The organism is Citrobacter sp. TBCS-14, assembly GCF_005280805.1.
GTDB classification, from domain to species: domain Bacteria; phylum Pseudomonadota; class Gammaproteobacteria; order Enterobacterales; family Enterobacteriaceae; genus Citrobacter; species Citrobacter gillenii.
Genome location: NZ_SZWM01000457.1, coordinates 124920 through 141871, shown reverse-complemented (window position 1 = coordinate 141871; position 16952 = coordinate 124920). Strand labels below are relative to the sequence as shown.

The following is a 16952-nucleotide window of genomic DNA, read 5'->3' as shown; positions in this document are numbered from 1 at the left end:
GGCACAGCGCCATCCGGCAAGGTTTAAACGAAATAGGCAGAACGTGAAAAATTATCTCTGGCTGATGGTGCTGCTTCCCCTGCTCAGTGGGTGTGAATCGCAGGCTATCCTGGTCAAAAAAAATGACGAATTCTTTGCGCCCCCCAAAACAGAGGCCCCGGCTCCGGCGGATGGTCGTGCGGGCGGTGTGTTTGAAACAGGCTATAACTGGTCGTTGACGGCGGACCGACGCGCCTATCGGGTGGGCGATATCCTGACCGTCATCCTGGAAGAATCTACCCAGTCCAGCAAGCAGGCGAAAACCAACTTCGGTAAGAGCAATACCGTCGACATCGGCGCGCCGACCATCTTTGGGCATACCAAAGACAAGCTGTCCGGCTCGATAGATGCCAACCGTGACTTTGACGGCAGCGCCACCTCGCAGCAACAGAACAGCTTACGCGGCGAGATTACGGTGTCAGTCCATTCTGTGCAGCCGAACGGCATTCTGGAAATTCGCGGCGAGAAGTGGCTCACCCTTAACCAGGGGGATGAATACATTCGACTGAGTGGCCTGGTACGCGCTGACGATATTCAGAACGACAACTCGGTGTCATCACAACGGATTGCGGATGCGCGCATCTCCTACGCCGGACGCGGGGCATTAAGCGATGCCAACGCGGCGGGGTGGCTGACGCGTCTGTTTAACCATCCACTGTTCCCGATCTAATGCAGGATTTTACTATGCAACACTTACGCGGGCGCTGGATGAAAGCGTTAAACGCCGTCGTGATCGCTCTGTGTCTGGTGGTACCGGGCACGTCGCAGGCGCAATCTCTTGAATCGCTGGTCAATGTGCAGGGCGTCAGGACCAACCAACTGGTGGGTTACAGCCTGGTGGTCGGGCTGGACGGAACCGGTGATAAAAACCAGGTGAAGTTCACTAACCAGACCATTACCAACATGCTGCGTCAATTTGGCGTGCAGTTGCCGAGCAAGATCGATCCGAAGGTGAAAAACGTCGCGGCGGTGGCGGTGAGCGCCGTGCTGCCGCCGATGTACTCACGCGGGCAGACCATTGATGTCACCGTCTCGTCTATTGGTGATGCTAAAAGCCTGCGTGGCGGCACCTTATTGTTAACCCAACTGCATGGTGCAGATGGTGAAGTTTATGCGCTAGCGCAGGGAAGTGTGGTGGTTGGCGGGATGAATGCGACCGGCGCCAGTGGCTCCAGCGTGACGGTGAATACGCCTACCGCCGGACTTATCCCCAATGGGGCGTCGGTGGAACGTGAAATTCCCAGCGACTTCCAGTTGGGCAACACTATCACCCTAAACCTGAAACGCCCTTCTTTTAAAGACGCCAATAATATTGCCGGGGCGATCAATGCGGCGTTTGGCGGCATTGCTACCGCGCAAAGCTCGACCAACGTCGTCGTCACCGCCCCGACCAGTCCCGGTGCGCGCGTGGCGTTTATGTCGCAGCTGGATGATGTGCAGGTGCAGGCTGAGAAAGTCCGCGCTCGTGTGGTGTTCAATTCGCGTACCGGCACCGTGGTGATGGGTGAGGGGATCGCGCTGCATGCGGCGGCGGTATCTCACGGCAGCCTGACGGTATCGATCAATGAATCCAGCAACGTCAGTCAGCCGAACGCACTGGCGGGAGGACGTACTGCCGTCACGCCGCAGAGCAACATTTCGGTTAACCACGCGCGCCCTGGCATCATCTCTCTGCCCGAATCCAGCAGCCTGAAAACGTTGGTTAATGCGCTAAATAGCCTCGGGGCCACGCCGGACGACATTATGTCTATTTTGCAGGCGTTGCATGAAGCGGGTGCGCTGGATGCCGATCTGGAGGTTATTTAATGACAGATATCAAAGTGAATCGCAGCGGCGGCACGGATGGCAGCGATGCCTTAATGGGTCCCAAAATCAAAAGCAACGATTTGCAGAAAGCCGCACAGCAGTTTGAGGCGATTTTCTTACGCAATATGTTGAAAGAGATGCGTAAAACCAACGAAATCTTTGATTCAAAAGATAACCCGCTCAACAGTGACTCGGTACGCATGATGCAGGGTTTTTATGATGACCAACTGTGTAACTCGCTGTCGCAGCAGCACGGTATCGGGATTGCGGCGATGATTGTGAAGCAGCTGTCGCCTCATCACAAAGGGTAAAGCCCGGCGGCGACTTAAGAACCGTCAGGTTTTCGCCGCTCTTTATCAGCAAGGTTGTTAACGAGACACCGGGCAGCAGGCCGGCGAGGATTTTTTGATGGATATGATTAGTATCGGCTACAGCGGCGCCAGTACGGCGCAGGTAGAGCTGAACGTAACGGCGCAAAACACCGCTAACGCGATGACGGATGGTTATACCCGCCAGGTGGCGATGATCAGCAGCATTGGCGCCAGCTCGGGTTCGTCAAACAGCGCGGGTAACGGGGTGCAGGTCGACAGTATACGCCGTGTGTCCAACCAGTATCAGGTCAGTCAGGTATGGTACGCCGCCAGCGATAACGGCTACTACAGCACCCAGCAGGAATATTTAACCCAGCTGGAAACGGTGCTCAGCGACGACAACACCAGCCTGAGCGGCGGTTTTGATGATTTTTTTGCCGCGCTCAATGCCGCGACCTCCAGCCCCGATGACTCCGCCCTGCGCGAGCAGGTGATCAGCGAATCCGGCGCGCTGGCGCTGCGTGTCAATAACACGCTGGATTATATTGACTCGCAAAGCAGTGAAATCGTCAGCCAGGAGCAAGCGATGGTGGCGCAGGTCAACACCCTGACCAGTGGGATTGCCAGCTACAACCAGCAAATCGCTGAGGCAGAAGCCAACGGCGATAACGCTTCCGCGCTGTATGACGCCCGTGATCAGATGGTCGAACAGCTCAGCGGCATCATGGACGTACAGGTCAACACTGACGATCAGGGTAACTACGACGTAACGCTGAAAAACGGTCAGCCGTTAGTTAGCGGGCAGGAGAGCTCGACCATTGCGCTCGAAACCAATGCCGACGGCTCACAAACGATGTCGCTGACCTTCGCCGGCACCACCTCTACCATGAATACCGATACCGGTGGATCAATGGGGGCGCTGTTTGATTATCAAAATGACGTGCTGACTCCGCTGACGGATACCATCAACAGCATGGCGTCGCAGTTTGCCGATGCCGTCAACACCCAACTGGCCCAGGGTTACGATCTGAACGGTAATCCCGGGGAGCCGCTGTTTATTTATGATGAAAATTCAGCCGATGGCCCGCTGGAGGTCAACCCGGATATCACCGCCGATGAACTGGCATTTTCCAGCTCACCGGACGAAAGCGGCAACAGCGATAACCTGCAGGCGTTGATCAACATCTCCACCGAACCGCTGGAGATTGACGGACTGGGAAGCGTGACGGTAGGGGAAGCGTGTTCGTCGATCATCAGCAATATCGGTATCTATAGCCAGCAAAACCAGACCGAGGCGGAAGCGGCAGCCAACGTCTATTCCGAAGCGCAGAATCAGCAAAGCAGCGTCAGCGGCGTCAGCATGGACGAAGAAGCGGTGAACCTCATTACCTATCAGCAAATTTATGAGGCCAACCTGAAAGTGATTTCCGCCGGTGCGGATATTTTCGATTCCGTACTGGAAATGTGTAGCTAACCTGGGGAGTTATCATGCGAGTGACTGCGCAACAATCTTATACATCCATGAATCAGAGCTTTGATAAGCTTTCCACCGACCTGGCACACGTTGTCACCCAGATGGCGACGGGAAAAAGCATTCTGCTGCCCTCGGACGATCCGGTTGCTTATACCCGCATGACGCAGCTGGATCGCCAACAGTCAGCGATTGAACAGTATCAGACGAATATCGATTCCGCCTCGGCGGGGATGAGCCAGCAGGAGTCGATCCTCGATGGCGTCAATGACAGTTTGCTGGCTGTGCGTGACGATCTGCTGCAGGCGGCTAACGGCACCAATACCGCTGACTCGCTGTCCAGCCTCGGTCAGGATATTCAATCCCTGACAGAATCGATGGTCGCGGCGTTAAATTACCAGGATGAAGACGGCCACTATGTCTTCGGTGGGACGGTAAATGACCAGCCGCCTATTGTGGCGGTGGACGATGATGGCGACGGCGTCACCGACAGCTACAGCTATCAGGGCAACAGCGATCATCGCGAGACCACCGTGTCGAATGGTGTTGAGGTGGATACCAACGTGGCAGTGAGCGATTTCTTTGGCAACAATCTGGATGTGCTTAACACGCTGACCTCGTTGTCGCAGGAGTTGCAGGATCCGTCAGTCGACCCGGCTGATCCGCAGGTGCAAAGCGACATCTCCAGTGCCATTGACGTGGTTGACGACGCGTCGGATTCACTGAACGCTTCTATAGCATCACTGGGCGAGTCGCAGAACACGATGACGATGATGAGTGACGCGCAGACGGATATTTCCACCTCTAACGAGCAGTTAATGAGCTCGCTGAGCGATCTCGATTACGGTCCGGCTTCCATTACCTTTACCGGTCTGGAGATGGCAATGGAAGCCACCTTAAAAACGTACTCGCAGGTGAGTGAGTTAAACCTCTTTAGTCAGCTTTAAGTCTCTTAAATACCCGATGAGTTTGTAGGCCGGATAAGGTGCGTGCGCCGTCATCCGGCAACAATAGTCAACAGCAGTTCAGGAATACTATGCAGGTCGGTTTAAATACAACATCCCTCTCCGGTAGCGGAGCGCTCAATCCTTCGGTGCAGCAGCATGCTGTTGCGCAGAACGCCCCGGTTCGTCAAAAGTTACCCGCAACGGCGAGTGATTATCCGGCTTCGCCGCTGATCACTACACGCCCACAGCGTTACAGCGTTCAGCTAAACGATCAGCTCACCACGCTGCAACAGGCTGACCACTATCTGGGGCAGCTTGAGCAGCAGTTGCTGGATTACCGTCATGCCTCACGACGTGGCGGCCAGGCGCAGCAGCAGAAAAGGGCCGATGTGGTGCAGTGGCTGGATAAGCGTTCAACCTTGTCAGGAGGCGCCGTCGATCGGCAACTGAAATCGGTATTGCAGGGAGATGCGCGGGTGACGTTCCAGTCGCCCGAACTGGAGAAAATGTTCCAGCAGCGTTCAACCGGGGCGAAAATGTTCAGTGTGTCAGACGGTCGTCAGACGCAGCTCTCTGCCGTGGTTGTTGGGGAGGATGCTGATTCTGGGCAATATAAAATGATGATCGGCAACGCGCTACGCCGTGTTGGTGTGCAAACGCATGAGAATCAGGGGGCTATCACCTTCTCCACCACCGAAACACAATGGGCGCAGTTGGCACAGACGCTGAGCGTGCATGAAGAGGGTGATAAACCCTCCACCTTTACCCCGCTGAAAACTTTCGCCGATCCTTCACGTACGGATGCGCTGTTGCAAACCTTGCAGCAGGGGAGTTCCCGTAGCCTGGAGGGGATTCAGCAGGCGCTGGACACCATTGGTGAACAGCGCTCACAAATGGCGGCGCAGCAGGAGAAGGCCCGGCAGCTGATTGACGGGATGGCGCGTTTCCCGCAGGCCGAAAGCGCGGTCAAAGCGTCAGAAACACTTGGCGGGGTGTTGGATCACGCCAATCATAATTATCAGGTGTTAGCGCAAGCAGTTAACGGCCAGGCTCGACTGTCCAGCCAAACCGTCCGTAGTTTATTACGTTAGTCAGGCTGGCAGGCTTTTGCGGTGAAGGAAAATGAGGAAGGGTCTGAAACAATCAGGCCACCGACATCTTGATTAAACAGTAAATTTTGTTGTTTATTTAAATGAATCCACCACGTTCGCAGATTGTGTTCATTAACGAATGAACCTAAATTTGATAAACGCAAATCATTCTGGTCGGTTTCAGCACCACTGAAACGAAACTCCCCCTGTTTAACAGCTCCAGAGTAGCGGTTAACGCAGGCCGAGATTTTAAAAATGGACGGCGTTTTTTTATTGGTATCGAGAGGAATCAAGGTCACGGTGGTGTTTTTGCCCGGTGGGCTGACCATCATTTCATAATGTGCGCTGGTTCCCGCCTCGAGGTCATAGTTCGCAATAATCGTATTCTCAATACGCGCACTGGCGGTAAAGATGGTGAATGCTGCAATAACAGGAAGGGCATAGAAAAAGTAATTATTTGCATTTTGGCATTTCATTCAACACTTTCTCCACTTCTTTATACATAACATTATTCATTTCATTATCTTTGTTTTGCCAGCGTTCAAAGCTCAAAGCTAACTGCCAACTGTCATTGCATTGGTTACTCAGCACTATATCCAAAACAAATTTATTCAGCGATACCCGGTAATACAGTTCCATTGACGCATTATGCGTGTCCAGCAACTGATTAATCCCTTGAATACCCGGTGACATATGCTGCGAAAATGGCGTAACGGCGGCCGGTTGGGTATCAGGATCGTAAAGGTGGTAAACGGTAATACGTTTAGCGTTATTCAGGTTTTCTTTTATTAATTGTGGTGTTTCAGCGGTTGTCATTTTTGGCTGTGCGTTAAAGTAATACATAAATGTGAACAAAAATAAGGCAATGGCGATAACCGAACCTACCATCATAGCTGCCTGATAAGGGCGTTTTTTAACCGCAGTGCGTGGCGTTTTTAGTGTGTCTGTAGCGGTGTCTAATGCCGGGGACATCAGCACCTGATTGCCATTTTGCTGCTTATCCTCCGTTGTGCTCTCGGGGAGTGCTGCGTGCTCTGCCACCGCTTCAATGATGTCATTATTAACATTGCACTTATTTTTGTTAACAGTTTCAGTGAGGTAATTTTTATTAAATAAATAGCCTTTCTTGGGAATGGTTTTAATGATTTCCTGTTGTTTACCATCATCATCGATAGCGACCCGCAAAGCATGAATAGCAGTGGGAAGACTATTTCCCCCGACGATGCGGTTTTTCCAAACTTCGGTCATTAAAAACGAACGCGCTAAAACGGTATCGGCATTTTTAGCTAATGTTTCTAACAGAATAAAATGGTACTCGCCGAGACGACGGGTTTCACCTGTCTCACAATGGATTAATGCATTAAGCGAAGAATCCATCCGCCAGTGGTTGACAACAATACTCATAGTGTTATTTGCCCATGCAAGGTTTTTTAGATCCTTTGCGTCACGCTGTTAAAAATCAACGTATTAGAATCATAAATGAACTGCGATGTCTTTCTGGCTGTTCGGATGAGGAAGTGACAGCATAATCAGTATTGTTTTTTTTGCAGTCCGAAATCGGATTTGAAATGTAGCGAAAGAGCCTGAAACTCACAACATACAAGGCTGATGGCATTTGCAACTAAATGTAAAATAACGGATTAAATGATGAATTTAGAATGTGTCGGATTAAGGATAATCTCATTTGATTCATAATCTTAAACCCTTTGTGGGGCGGGTTGTAAAAGCATTATTAGATATTTCTAATAATCTTTTAATTAAAAATTGATTGAGATCTTCCTGTGGTGGTGGGTTAATGAAGGCGATGAGCACGCAAAGCTAAATTAATGCGGGTAAGTGATTTTATATGGAGGCAATAAAGAGAGGGGGAGGAGTAAAAAAATTTTTTAGGGTGCGTTAAGTTTTCCAAACGGATGGTCGTTTTTACAGAGTATCGAAACAAAGACGATTAATCCCAAGGAGCAGTATCATGTTATCTATTAATACCAGTAGCGCCTCAATGGCCGCCGTTAACGCCATCAACACCAGCATGGATTCTCTGTCCACCTCAATGGAACGTCTGGCGACAGGTAACCGCATCAACTCTTCTTCTGACGATGCTGCGGGCAAACAGATTGCTAACCGTCTGACTGCACAGTCCAGCGGTATGGGCGTTGCGCTGAGCAACATCGATGATGCGACCGCCATGCTGCAAACTGCTGACAGCACCTTTGATGAAATGACCGACGTACTGGGCCGCATGAGCGACCTGGCCACGCAGGCAGCGAACGGAACCTACAACGACGACGACCTGCAGGCGATGCAGGACGAATACGACGAATTGGGTCAGCAGATGTCTGACATGCTGCAAAACACCACCTACGGCGGCACCAACCTGTTTGGTACCTCCGGCACCAGCAACACCGGTGAAGATGGCCTGTTCCAGGGCTCTGTCACCTTCCAGGTCGGCGCAGAATCTTCTGATACCATGACGGTCGATATCTCCAGCCAGTTGGGTAATCTGACCGCCGATCTGAAAGGCATCAGTGCCTCTTTCTCTGCTGACCAGGCTGATACCACCGGCACCGCAGGCGTTTCTGGCGGTACTGAGCTGACCGCTTCTGGCTCCGCGAACACCATGATTGACAGCATTTCTACTGCGATGGACGACGTGTCGAAGATCCAGTCCAAGCTGGGTGCGTCTATCAACCGTCTGAACGACACCGCCAACAACCTGACCAGCATGCAGGACAACACGGAAGTGGCTATCGGTAACATTATGGATACCGACTACGCGACGGAAGCGTCCAACATGACTAAACAGCAGGTTCTGTCGCAGACCGGCATCACCATGCTTAAGCAGTCCAACAGCATGTCCAGCATGGTTTCCAGCCTGCTGCAGTAATCTCTGTTTAGTGGTGAAGCCACGTATACACAACACCGCCTGCTGGCGGTGTTGTGCTTTCAGCGGCGCGATATTTTTTGGCAAACCTTCCTGATAAACGGAAGTTTAGCTTCCATCACATTTATAACTAACTGATTTATCAATATATAAAATGTTGGCATGATTTTTGCTGTTACCTCAATAACGTTGCACGGAGTCAATCATCATGGGTTACACAAGTGCTGTTCAAGCAATGGCGCAGAAAATGGCATATGCCGACATCTCGAATCAGGTCGCGAGCCTGCAAGAGCAGCAGAGCGATCTGACTGCGGAAAGCAATGGGCTTGATTCGCTCAGCACGGCGCTAACGAATTTTCAGTCTGCGGTGGATGCGCTCAATAGCGACACCGACGGGCCGGTGGTGTTTTCTGCAACGAGCAATAATGACTCGGCAACCGTTTCTGCCAACTCAGAGGCCCAGCCGGGAACCTATTCTTTTTTCGTTGAGCAGTTAGCGCAAGCGCAGCAGTCGACTTTTGATATGACTGATGACACCTATTCCGCGACGGGGACGTTTGAACTGACGATGGGTGACAGCACCATGGACATCGACCTGGCGTCAGCAGATGCCAATGGCGATGGTGATGGGTTTATCGATGCCAGCGAGTTGGTCAGCGCGATTAATGATTCCGACGATAACCCTGGCGTGTCGGCCGCGCTGGTGAAAACGGACGGTACGACGACCATCATGCTCACCTCTGACACTACCGGCGAGCAGAGCGCTTTTTCGGTGTCGGTTATCGATCACGATCCGACCAATGACACCAGTACGACGGTACCCACGCTGGACACCCTGACCGAATCGCAGGATGCGATTATTCATCTGGGAAGTTCAACGGGGCCGACGATTACCAACAGCACAAATACATTTGATGATGTCATCCCGGGCGTCACGATGACGTTCAGTGAAGTCAGCGATCTGGATGATCCGACGGATCTCACCACCTTTACGGTTGCTGAAGATTCTTCTGCCTCTGAAGCCAAGGTCCAGACCTTTGTCGACGCCTATAACTCGCTGGTCGATACCATTGACTCGCTGACCACCTACGGGGACGACGATACCTCGGCAGGTGTATTCGCTGGTGATGCTGGTCTCAAATCGCTCACCAGTCAGATGGATGACATTGTTCACTCTTACTACGACGGCTCCTCGATTGTGGATTACGGCATCACGCTGGACAGCGACGGCCATTTGCAGATCGACGCTGACACCTTCGATGACGCCATGGAAGAAAATCCGGACGGTCTGACCTCAATCTTTGTGGGTGATGACAGCATGGTCGCCCAACTCGATAACCTGATGGACAGCTATCTCGATTCCAGCAACGGCATCATCGCCCAACGTCAACAAGGTCTGGATGACGATCAGACCCGCATTGATGACAGAAGTGACCAGCTGACCGAGACCTACAACACCAACTACGACCGCTATGTGACGGAGTACACCAACACCATTATTGAGGTGTACACCATGAAAATGAGCATGGCTGCATTCTCGTAACCGACCGAGTTCACTCAAGGATTTACTGTAAATATGTACGAAACACAGGATGGTTATTCGCAATATAAAGAGATCGATCTTGCCGCCCGCACGGCGGCGGCCTCGCCTCTTGAACTGGTGCTGGTGCTGTTTTCTGGTTTGATGGACGAGCTGGAACGCGCCAAAAGCCATATCGAAAACAAGCGCTTTGAGAAGAAGGCGCAAAGCATCAACAAATGCATCGATATTCTCAATGCCTTAACCAGCTCGCTGGAGTTTGAAACCGGCGGCGAGCTGGTGGTGAATCTGTCACGTCTTTACGACCACTGTGTCTACCGCCTGTATGAAGCCAGCGGGGAATTATCGATTGAGAAGATCGATGAGGTGATTGTCATTCTGACGAATTTGCGTGAAGGCTGGGATGGCCTGTCAGCCAAGCTCGGGTAAGTCAATGGACAGACACGGCCAGCAGCAACAGCTTTTCGCCCTGATCGACGCGATGAACGAATCTCTGGATCAGCAGCGCTGGCGACGATTGCCCGCGCAGCATCAGCAGTTGATGCGTTTATTTCATGAATATGAAGTCGCAGAGACGTCAGCAGAAGAGTTGCGGAAGGTAAAAGCGACATTGCGCACCGGGTTTGCCGCCCTCATTGAACGGCGGACCCGACGTGCAGAAATCTTGAAAGCGCGTATGGATACGCATCAGCGAAATCAGGAAGGCGTGCTGGCGTATTCAATGGTTAATATTATTTCGGAGAAGGCATGAACCCTGTATTGCTGGCCACGGCCAGTGCGTTGACCGATGCCACGCCGGAAAACGCCACGATTTCAGCACCGGTGGCAGCCGAAAGCGGTGGGGCGTTTACCTTGCCACAAATGGCGCTAAACGCGGTGGCTGAACGTATCCATAGTGCGAAAACCAACCAGCAGCAATCATCAGCGGCACAAAAGCACGATAACGATCCGGCGGCGATGCAGGCGTTGATGGCGCTTTTTCTGGCCCAACCGGTGCAGTCAGCGGTGTCTGCTGGTTTGCAAAAACAACCGGATGGTGATGCGTTGAAAGCGCTGATCGCGGCACGGTCCGCAAACCCAGGGTCACCGGCCCTGCGTCAGTTGTCGAGCGCGGTAGAACAGAAGGCCAATGGCACGACGCCAGCCCAGTTGGATGCGGCAGACTTGTCGTCGCTACCGGCAAAATTACAGAGTGCGCTGACGGCATTGACGCAGCAGGCGACGGCAGGGCAACCGGCCACACCTGAGCAACAGGCGAAACTGGCGACCTTTTCGGCGCAGGATTTACGCGCCATTGCACCCCAGCAGCCGACGCTGTCGACTTCTCAGCAAATTACCGCGCGAGTGAAAGAGACTGAAAGTCACGTTGCCCCGCGCCCGCAGGTGGTGAAAAAGAACGCCGCCCTTAACGTGACCCAGCCGGCAGTAGCTCAAAACCTGGTCAACGTGGCGGTACAAGGTAATCAGTCGGTTAGTGCGATAGCGGATACGAGCGCAATCACCACGCACACCGCGCAGCCGGTGGAGATGTCGCCTGATGAACTCGGTGAAAAACTGACGGCGCTACTGAAAGACCGGATCCAATTCCAGCTCGGCCAGCAGCAGCAAGTGTCTACCATCCGTCTTGACCCACCTTCGCTTGGCAAACTGGAAATTGCCGTACAGCTGGATGCGGGAAAACTCATGGTGCACATCGGCGCAAACCAAAGCGATGTTTGCCGTTCGCTGCAGCAATTTAGCGAGAACTTACGCCAGCATCTGACGGCGCAGAACTTCATGGAGGTCAATGTTCAGGTCTCCTCCGAGGGGCAATCGCAGCAGCAACAACAACAGCAGTCTGGTCATCAACAGGACGAGGTGACATCGGCATTAATGCTTAATGACGAGCCTCAATTTCAACGGAATGAATCCGTTCTGATCAAAGTGTAAAAGCCAAATGAAGAAAATCGTGATAGCGAGTGTAATTAGCTCTGTCCTGGCCCTCGTCGTGGGTGGCGGGGCTGGATGGGGGATGTACCATTTCGTCGGAAATGGAAAACCTGCGGCAGCCGCGCATACTGATGCCGTGGAATCAATGGATGAAAGTAACAGCCTGTTTGTTTCGTTGCAGGAGACGATTGTCACCCTGCACGATAATGAAGGTGCCGATCACTATATGTCAGCGGAATTAGTGCTGGTTGTCGCCACTGAAAAAGAATCGGAGAAAATAAAACAGCAAGAGCCGCTGTATCAGAGCATTGCCGTTGAGCGACTGTCTGAAATGAAATATGAAGAAGTTCGCGCGATGAAAATATCGCAAATAAGGGCGTTAATCGCTGAAGCGTTGAAGGAAGAATTAAAGAATCGAAAAATAACCGCACCGTATAAAGATATATTGGTGAAAAAAGTCGTGTTCCAGTAAGCGATGAGTCAGGAATTTAAATGATGCAAGACGCTTACGAGTCAGAGGAATTCAGCGCGACACCGGTGCTCACCCCACAGCAAGAGAGTCATTATTTACAGGCTTATCTTCCGTTGGTGCGCAAAGTCGTGCGCCAACTCGCGCCGCAATGTACCTGCGTGATGGACCGGCAGGACATGGAGCAAACGGCGCTGATGGGATTGCTGAATGCGATTCGCCGCTACGGCCTGCCCGATGAAGGCTTTGCGGGTTACGCCGTACACCGCATTCGCGGGGCTATTCTGGATGAATTGCGCAGTCTTGACTGGCGGCCGCGCCAGTTACGGCAGAAATATCATCAAATTAAGGATGTGATTCGTGAAGCGCGCACAAAACTCGGACACGAACCCACCCGGGAGGAGCTTTCGCAATGGGGGCTATCGTCTGAGGATTACCTGGAATTTCAACAGCTGGAAGGGGCCGAAACGCTGGCCAGCCTGGATGAGTTACTGAATGGCGACCTGCCAATTGCACCGCTTGAAGGGCGGGGGCTGGAAGAACAATTTGTGACGCAAGAGATGCTGAGCTATGCCCTCGGTCAACTCAGTGAAAAAGAGGGCCTCGTGCTCTCCATGTATTACCAACACGATATGAATTTAAAAGAGATTGCGCTGGTGTTAGGCGTAACTGAAGCCAGAATTTGTCAAATGAATAAAAAAATCACGCACAAAATTCGTGATTGTTTATATCAAGATTAACAATTTCGAATTGAAATGCGGAGAAGTGAATGCAAAAGATTTTAGGTTTGTTGGTGGTCATTGGCTGTGTTTTTGGCGGCTATTTTGAAGCGGGTGGACAATTAATTGCCATCTGGCAGCCTGCTGAAATTGTTATTATTCTCGGCGCCGGATTTGGTGCCATGATTATCGGCAACCCGAAGCACGTGCTGAAAGAGATCGGCCATCAGTTGAAAGGTGTCCTCAGCAAGAAACAGCTGGGGCCAGAGTTTCAGCGCCAACTATTAATGTGCCTGTTTGAACTGCTGGAGTTGGTACAAAACGGCGGCTTACGCATGTTGGATCAGCACATTGAAAAACCGGCTGAAAGTACCATTTTCCAAAAGTACCCGCTGGTGCTGACTCAAGAGCGACTGGTGACCTTTATCGCTGATAACTTCCGCCTGATGGCAATGGGCAAAATTGACGCCCACGAACTGGAAGGGATCCTCGATCAGGAACTGGATACCGTAGAAGAAGAGCTGTTGACACCGTCTCGTTCATTACAGCGTACGGCTGAAGCTATGCCGGGATTCGGTATTTGCGCCGCGGTACTTGGCATCATTATTACCATGCAATCTATTGATGGCTCCATTGCACTGATCGGCCTGAAAGTAGCAGCGGCGCTGGTAGGGACCTTCCTGGGGGTATTTATCTGCTACTGCCTGATGGATCCGCTGGCGAACTCGATGGAGCAACAGGCGCGTGCGGAACATTCTCTGCTGGAATGTGTGCGTACTGTGCTGGTGGCGCATGCTGGCGGTAAGCCAACGCTGCTGGCGGTGGATGCAGGACGTAAACTTCTGCATCTGGCATCTAAACCAACGTTTGCCAATCTGGACGCGTGGGTGAATGCGATGCTGGAGCAGGAATAAGCATGAGGAAGGCGCCAAATCGTCGCGACCGTGGTGCGAAGACCACCATTATTCGGCGACAAATTAAAAAGAATCATGCAGGTCATCATGGCGGTGCGTGGAAGGTGGCATTTGCCGACTTTACGCTGGCGATGATGGCGCTGTTTATGACGCTGTGGATTGTCAACAGCGTCAGTAAATCCGATCGCGAAAATATCGTTGCGGCGCTGCACGGCCAGTCCATCTTCAACGGGGGAGGGCTCGCACCGTTAAATAAAATTGGCAAACAGCCGATTGCACCGGGGGCCAGCAGTAAAAATGTCACTCGCAGCAAGTCAGATAAACAAGCGCTACCGCAGGAAACGGCTAAAGTGACGGAAGAAACGGCCAAAAAAGTCATGGATGTGAATGAGAAGACGGCGTTGCTGAAGAAAAAGTCCGCGACTGAACTGGGAGAGCTGGCGACTAACATCAACACCATCGCCCGCAATGCGCATATGGAAACTAACCTGGAGATGGAGATCGTCCCTCAGGGGTTACGCGTGCTGATTAAAGATGACCAGAACCGCAATATGTTTGAACGCGGTAGCGCGCGGATCATGCCATTCTTCCGATCGTTACTGGTTGAACTGGCACCGGTTTTTGACACGCTGGACAATAAGATCATCATCACCGGTCACACGGATGCGATGGGCTATAAAAATAATATTTATAACAACTGGAATCTGTCTGGTGACAGGGCGCTCTCCGCCCGACGTGTGCTGGAAGAAGCGGGGATGCCGCAGGATAAAGTCATGCAGGTCAGCGCCATGGCGGACCAGATGCTGCTGGATGCGAAAAATCCAGAGAGCGCGGGTAACCGCCGCATTGAGATTATGGTGTTGACGCAAAGTGCGTCCGACACGCTGTATCAATACTTTGGCCAGCACGGCGAGAAGGTCGTGCAGCCGTTGGTGGATAAGCTGGATAAACAAAAGCAGGTGACTTCCTTACGTCAACCCCCCGTTGTTGTGCCTCATTAATTCTGTTCTCTCGTCCCCCACGCAACGTGGGGGCATATTATTGCTAAGGAAGGTAATGTGATAGCTGTAACTCAAATTATTCCACTGAATATTCAATCAGATAATGTTACAGATGTGGCCTGTCAGGGCGCGCATTTCGATAATGTATCAGGGATCTGGTATACCGAGCCTGATGGGCTAAAGGAGGGGCTTTTGGACTATGCCTACACTATGGATAGTTACAACATCATAGCGCCCTACTATCTGGTCATTACCTCAAAGATGCACTGCTGGAACTGCCATCAAATCACCCGAATCCATGGGGTTATGTTTACCCGTTATATTAAAAAAATACAGGATGGTGAAGGCTGGCTGTCCGTCAGGCGGAATACGTTTCTGTTCCATATTAATGCGCTGCCAGAAGAAATAATGAAGAACATCAAGGCCAGCAATTACTACCTGGATAAGAGTAAAACCACCGGACTACGCTACTGGATGAACCATTGTGAAATTTGCGGCGAGCGTTTGGGAGACTATGAACTTTTCTGCGTTGAAAATGATGCCTTTCGCCGGATGACCATTGAAAATCTGCTTAAGGCGAATGTGCGAAAAGTGAATAAGCTGTTTGTCAGTACGGCGGGTAACCCTGCAGAGCATGCGTCAAAAGAGGTTGTGCGTTATCTGTGTGATGCCCGTTTCGTTATGAATGGACCCGCAGTACCGTAATACGTGTTCAGACTTCTCATTACATAAAGATACTGTATACTTAAACAGTGTTGTGGGAGGGGCGATGCGTAAAATTATACATGTCGATATGGACTGCTTTTTCGCGGCGGTGGAAATGCGTGATAACCCCGCGCTGCGTGATATCCCGATCGCTATCGGTGGCAGCCGTGAACGCCGGGGGGTGATCAGCACCGCCAATTACCCGGCGCGGAAATTTGGCGTACGCAGCGCGATGCCCACGGGGATGGCGCTAAAACTGTGCCCGCATCTCACCTTATTACCCGGTCGTTATGAGGCGTATAAAGAAGCGTCTCGCCAGATTCAGGCGATCTTCGCACGCTACACCTCGCTTATCGAACCCCTTTCGCTGGATGAAGCCTATCTGGACGTCACCGACAGCACGCACTGTCACGGATCGGCCACACTGATTGCCCAGCAAATTCGCCAGACGATTTTTGACGAGCTACAGCTCACCGCCTCCGCGGGGATTGCACCGGTCAAGTTTCTGGCCAAGATCGCCTCCGATCTCAATAAGCCCAACGGGCAATATGTGATCACACCGGATGATGTGCCGGAATTTATCAGAACGCTCCCGCTGGGGAAAATCCCCGGCGTCGGCAAAGTTTCCGCCGCCAAGCTGGAATCCATGGGATTACGTACCTGTGAAGATATACAACAGTGCGACCTGGCGATATTGCTTAAGCGTTTTGGTAAATTTGGTCGCGTGCTGTGGGAGCGCAGCCAGGGTATTGACGAGCGGGATGTGAATAACGACAGAATGCGCAAATCCGTCGGTGTTGAACGCACGCTGGCAGAGGATATTCATGAGTGGTCAGAATGTGAGGCGATTATCGAGCGGCTTTATCCGGAGCTGGAGCGGCGTCTGGCAAAGGTAAAACCGGATTTATGTATTGCTCGCCAGGGCATTAAATTAAAGTTTAATGACTTTCAGCAGACCACTCAGGAGCACGTCTGGCCGCGCTTAAGTAAAGACGATTTGATTACCACGGCGCGCAAAACCTGGGATGAGCGTCGGGGAGGACGTGGGGTCAGGCTGGTGGGATTACACGTCACGCTGCTGGATCCACAGCTGGAAAGGCAGTTGGTACTGGGGCTTTGAGTTGGATGT

Annotated in this window: 19 protein-coding genes; 17 read left to right on the top strand and 2 right to left on the bottom strand. The window is 51.9% G+C overall.

Features of this window, described 5'->3' with window-relative positions; genetic code table 11:
- Positions 1-43: 43 nt before the first annotated feature.
- From flgH to FDX22_RS16580, 6 genes are all read left to right on the top strand, one after another.
- A complete protein-coding gene (flgH, locus tag FDX22_RS16605) occupies positions 44-709 on the top strand; it encodes a flagellar basal body L-ring protein FlgH (RefSeq protein ID WP_117342266.1) in 666 nt (221 codons plus the stop codon).
- Positions 709-1845 carry a flagellar basal body P-ring protein FlgI gene (locus FDX22_RS16600; protein WP_117342034.1) on the top strand — a complete coding sequence of 379 codons (1137 nt, stop codon included), beginning with the start codon at positions 709-711 and terminating at the stop codon, positions 1843-1845. The genes flgH and FDX22_RS16600 overlap by 1 nt, the downstream gene beginning before the upstream one ends.
- Positions 1846-1853: 8 nt before the next feature.
- Positions 1854-2156 (top strand): rod-binding protein, encoded by a 303-nt coding sequence (locus tag FDX22_RS16595; RefSeq protein WP_117342267.1) that lies wholly within the window; start codon positions 1854-1856, stop codon positions 2154-2156.
- Positions 2157-2253: 97 nt separating this feature from the next.
- The gene (gene flgK, locus FDX22_RS16590; RefSeq protein WP_117342035.1) at positions 2254-3630 is read left to right on the top strand and encodes a flagellar hook-associated protein FlgK; all 1377 of its coding nucleotides are present in this window, start codon (positions 2254-2256) and stop codon (positions 3628-3630) included.
- 14 nt (positions 3631-3644) lie between these two features.
- Positions 3645-4574: a flagellar hook-associated protein FlgL gene (gene flgL / locus FDX22_RS16585; RefSeq protein ID WP_146717493.1), complete on the top strand. Its 930-nt coding sequence runs from the start codon at positions 3645-3647 to the stop codon at positions 4572-4574.
- Positions 4575-4663: 89 nt separating this feature from the next.
- The gene (locus FDX22_RS16580) at positions 4664-5665 is read left to right on the top strand and encodes a flagellar hook-associated protein (RefSeq protein ID WP_117342037.1); all 1002 of its coding nucleotides are present in this window, start codon (positions 4664-4666) and stop codon (positions 5663-5665) included.
- Here FDX22_RS16580 and FDX22_RS16575 read toward each other — a convergent pair.
- Positions 5662-6141: a hypothetical protein gene (locus FDX22_RS16575; RefSeq protein ID WP_135912526.1), complete on the bottom strand. Its 480-nt coding sequence runs from the start codon at positions 6139-6141 to the stop codon at positions 5662-5664. The genes FDX22_RS16580 and FDX22_RS16575 overlap by 4 nt on opposite strands.
- Positions 6119-7069, bottom strand: coding sequence for a transcriptional regulator (locus FDX22_RS16570; RefSeq protein ID WP_146717492.1), 951 nt, complete (start codon positions 7067-7069; stop codon positions 6119-6121). Before FDX22_RS16570 ends, FDX22_RS16575 begins: the two co-directional genes overlap by 23 nt.
- Positions 7070-7634: 565 nt before the next feature.
- Between FDX22_RS16570 and lafA the strand changes: the two genes are divergently transcribed.
- The 11 genes from lafA to dinB all read left to right on the top strand — a co-directional run bounded on the left by lafA (position 7635) and on the right by dinB (position 16943).
- Positions 7635-8549 (top strand): lateral flagellin LafA, encoded by a 915-nt coding sequence (gene lafA / locus FDX22_RS16565; protein ID WP_117342040.1) that lies wholly within the window; start codon positions 7635-7637, stop codon positions 8547-8549.
- Between the two features lie 205 nt (positions 8550-8754).
- The gene (fliD, locus tag FDX22_RS16560) at positions 8755-10089 is read left to right on the top strand and encodes a flagellar filament capping protein FliD (protein WP_117342041.1); all 1335 of its coding nucleotides are present in this window, start codon (positions 8755-8757) and stop codon (positions 10087-10089) included.
- A 33-nt stretch (positions 10090-10122) separates the two neighbouring features.
- Positions 10123-10515, top strand: a complete 393-nt coding sequence (gene fliS, locus FDX22_RS16555) for a flagellar export chaperone FliS (RefSeq protein ID WP_117342042.1) — start codon at positions 10123-10125, stop codon at positions 10513-10515.
- 4 nt (positions 10516-10519) lie between these two features.
- A complete protein-coding gene (locus FDX22_RS16550; RefSeq protein WP_117342043.1) occupies positions 10520-10837 on the top strand; it encodes a flagellar protein FliT in 318 nt (105 codons plus the stop codon).
- Positions 10834-12015, top strand: a complete 1182-nt coding sequence (locus FDX22_RS16545) for a flagellar hook-length control protein FliK (protein ID WP_117342044.1) — start codon at positions 10834-10836, stop codon at positions 12013-12015. The genes FDX22_RS16550 and FDX22_RS16545 overlap by 4 nt, the downstream gene beginning before the upstream one ends.
- Before the next feature lie 7 nt (positions 12016-12022).
- On the top strand, positions 12023-12487 hold the full coding sequence (fliL, locus tag FDX22_RS16540; protein WP_135912522.1) for a flagellar basal body-associated protein FliL: 465 nt from the start codon (positions 12023-12025) through the stop codon (positions 12485-12487).
- A gap of 20 nt (positions 12488-12507) precedes the next feature.
- Positions 12508-13224 carry a FliA/WhiG family RNA polymerase sigma factor gene (locus tag FDX22_RS16535; RefSeq protein WP_146717491.1) on the top strand — a complete coding sequence of 239 codons (717 nt, stop codon included), beginning with the start codon at positions 12508-12510 and terminating at the stop codon, positions 13222-13224.
- 29 nt (positions 13225-13253) lie between these two features.
- On the top strand, positions 13254-14117 hold the full coding sequence (motA, locus tag FDX22_RS16530) for a flagellar motor stator protein MotA (RefSeq protein WP_117342047.1): 864 nt from the start codon (positions 13254-13256) through the stop codon (positions 14115-14117).
- A gap of 2 nt (positions 14118-14119) precedes the next feature.
- Complete coding sequence (gene lafU, locus FDX22_RS16525; RefSeq protein WP_135912521.1) at positions 14120-15118, top strand: putative lateral flagellar export/assembly protein LafU; 999 nt, start codon at positions 14120-14122, stop codon at positions 15116-15118.
- A 57-nt stretch (positions 15119-15175) separates the two neighbouring features.
- Positions 15176-15823 (top strand): DNA primase, encoded by a 648-nt coding sequence (locus FDX22_RS16520; RefSeq protein WP_117342049.1) that lies wholly within the window; start codon positions 15176-15178, stop codon positions 15821-15823.
- A 64-nt stretch (positions 15824-15887) separates the two neighbouring features.
- Positions 15888-16943 carry a DNA polymerase IV gene (gene dinB, locus FDX22_RS16515; protein ID WP_146717490.1) on the top strand — a complete coding sequence of 352 codons (1056 nt, stop codon included), beginning with the start codon at positions 15888-15890 and terminating at the stop codon, positions 16941-16943.
- Positions 16944-16952: the final 9 nt, after the last annotated feature.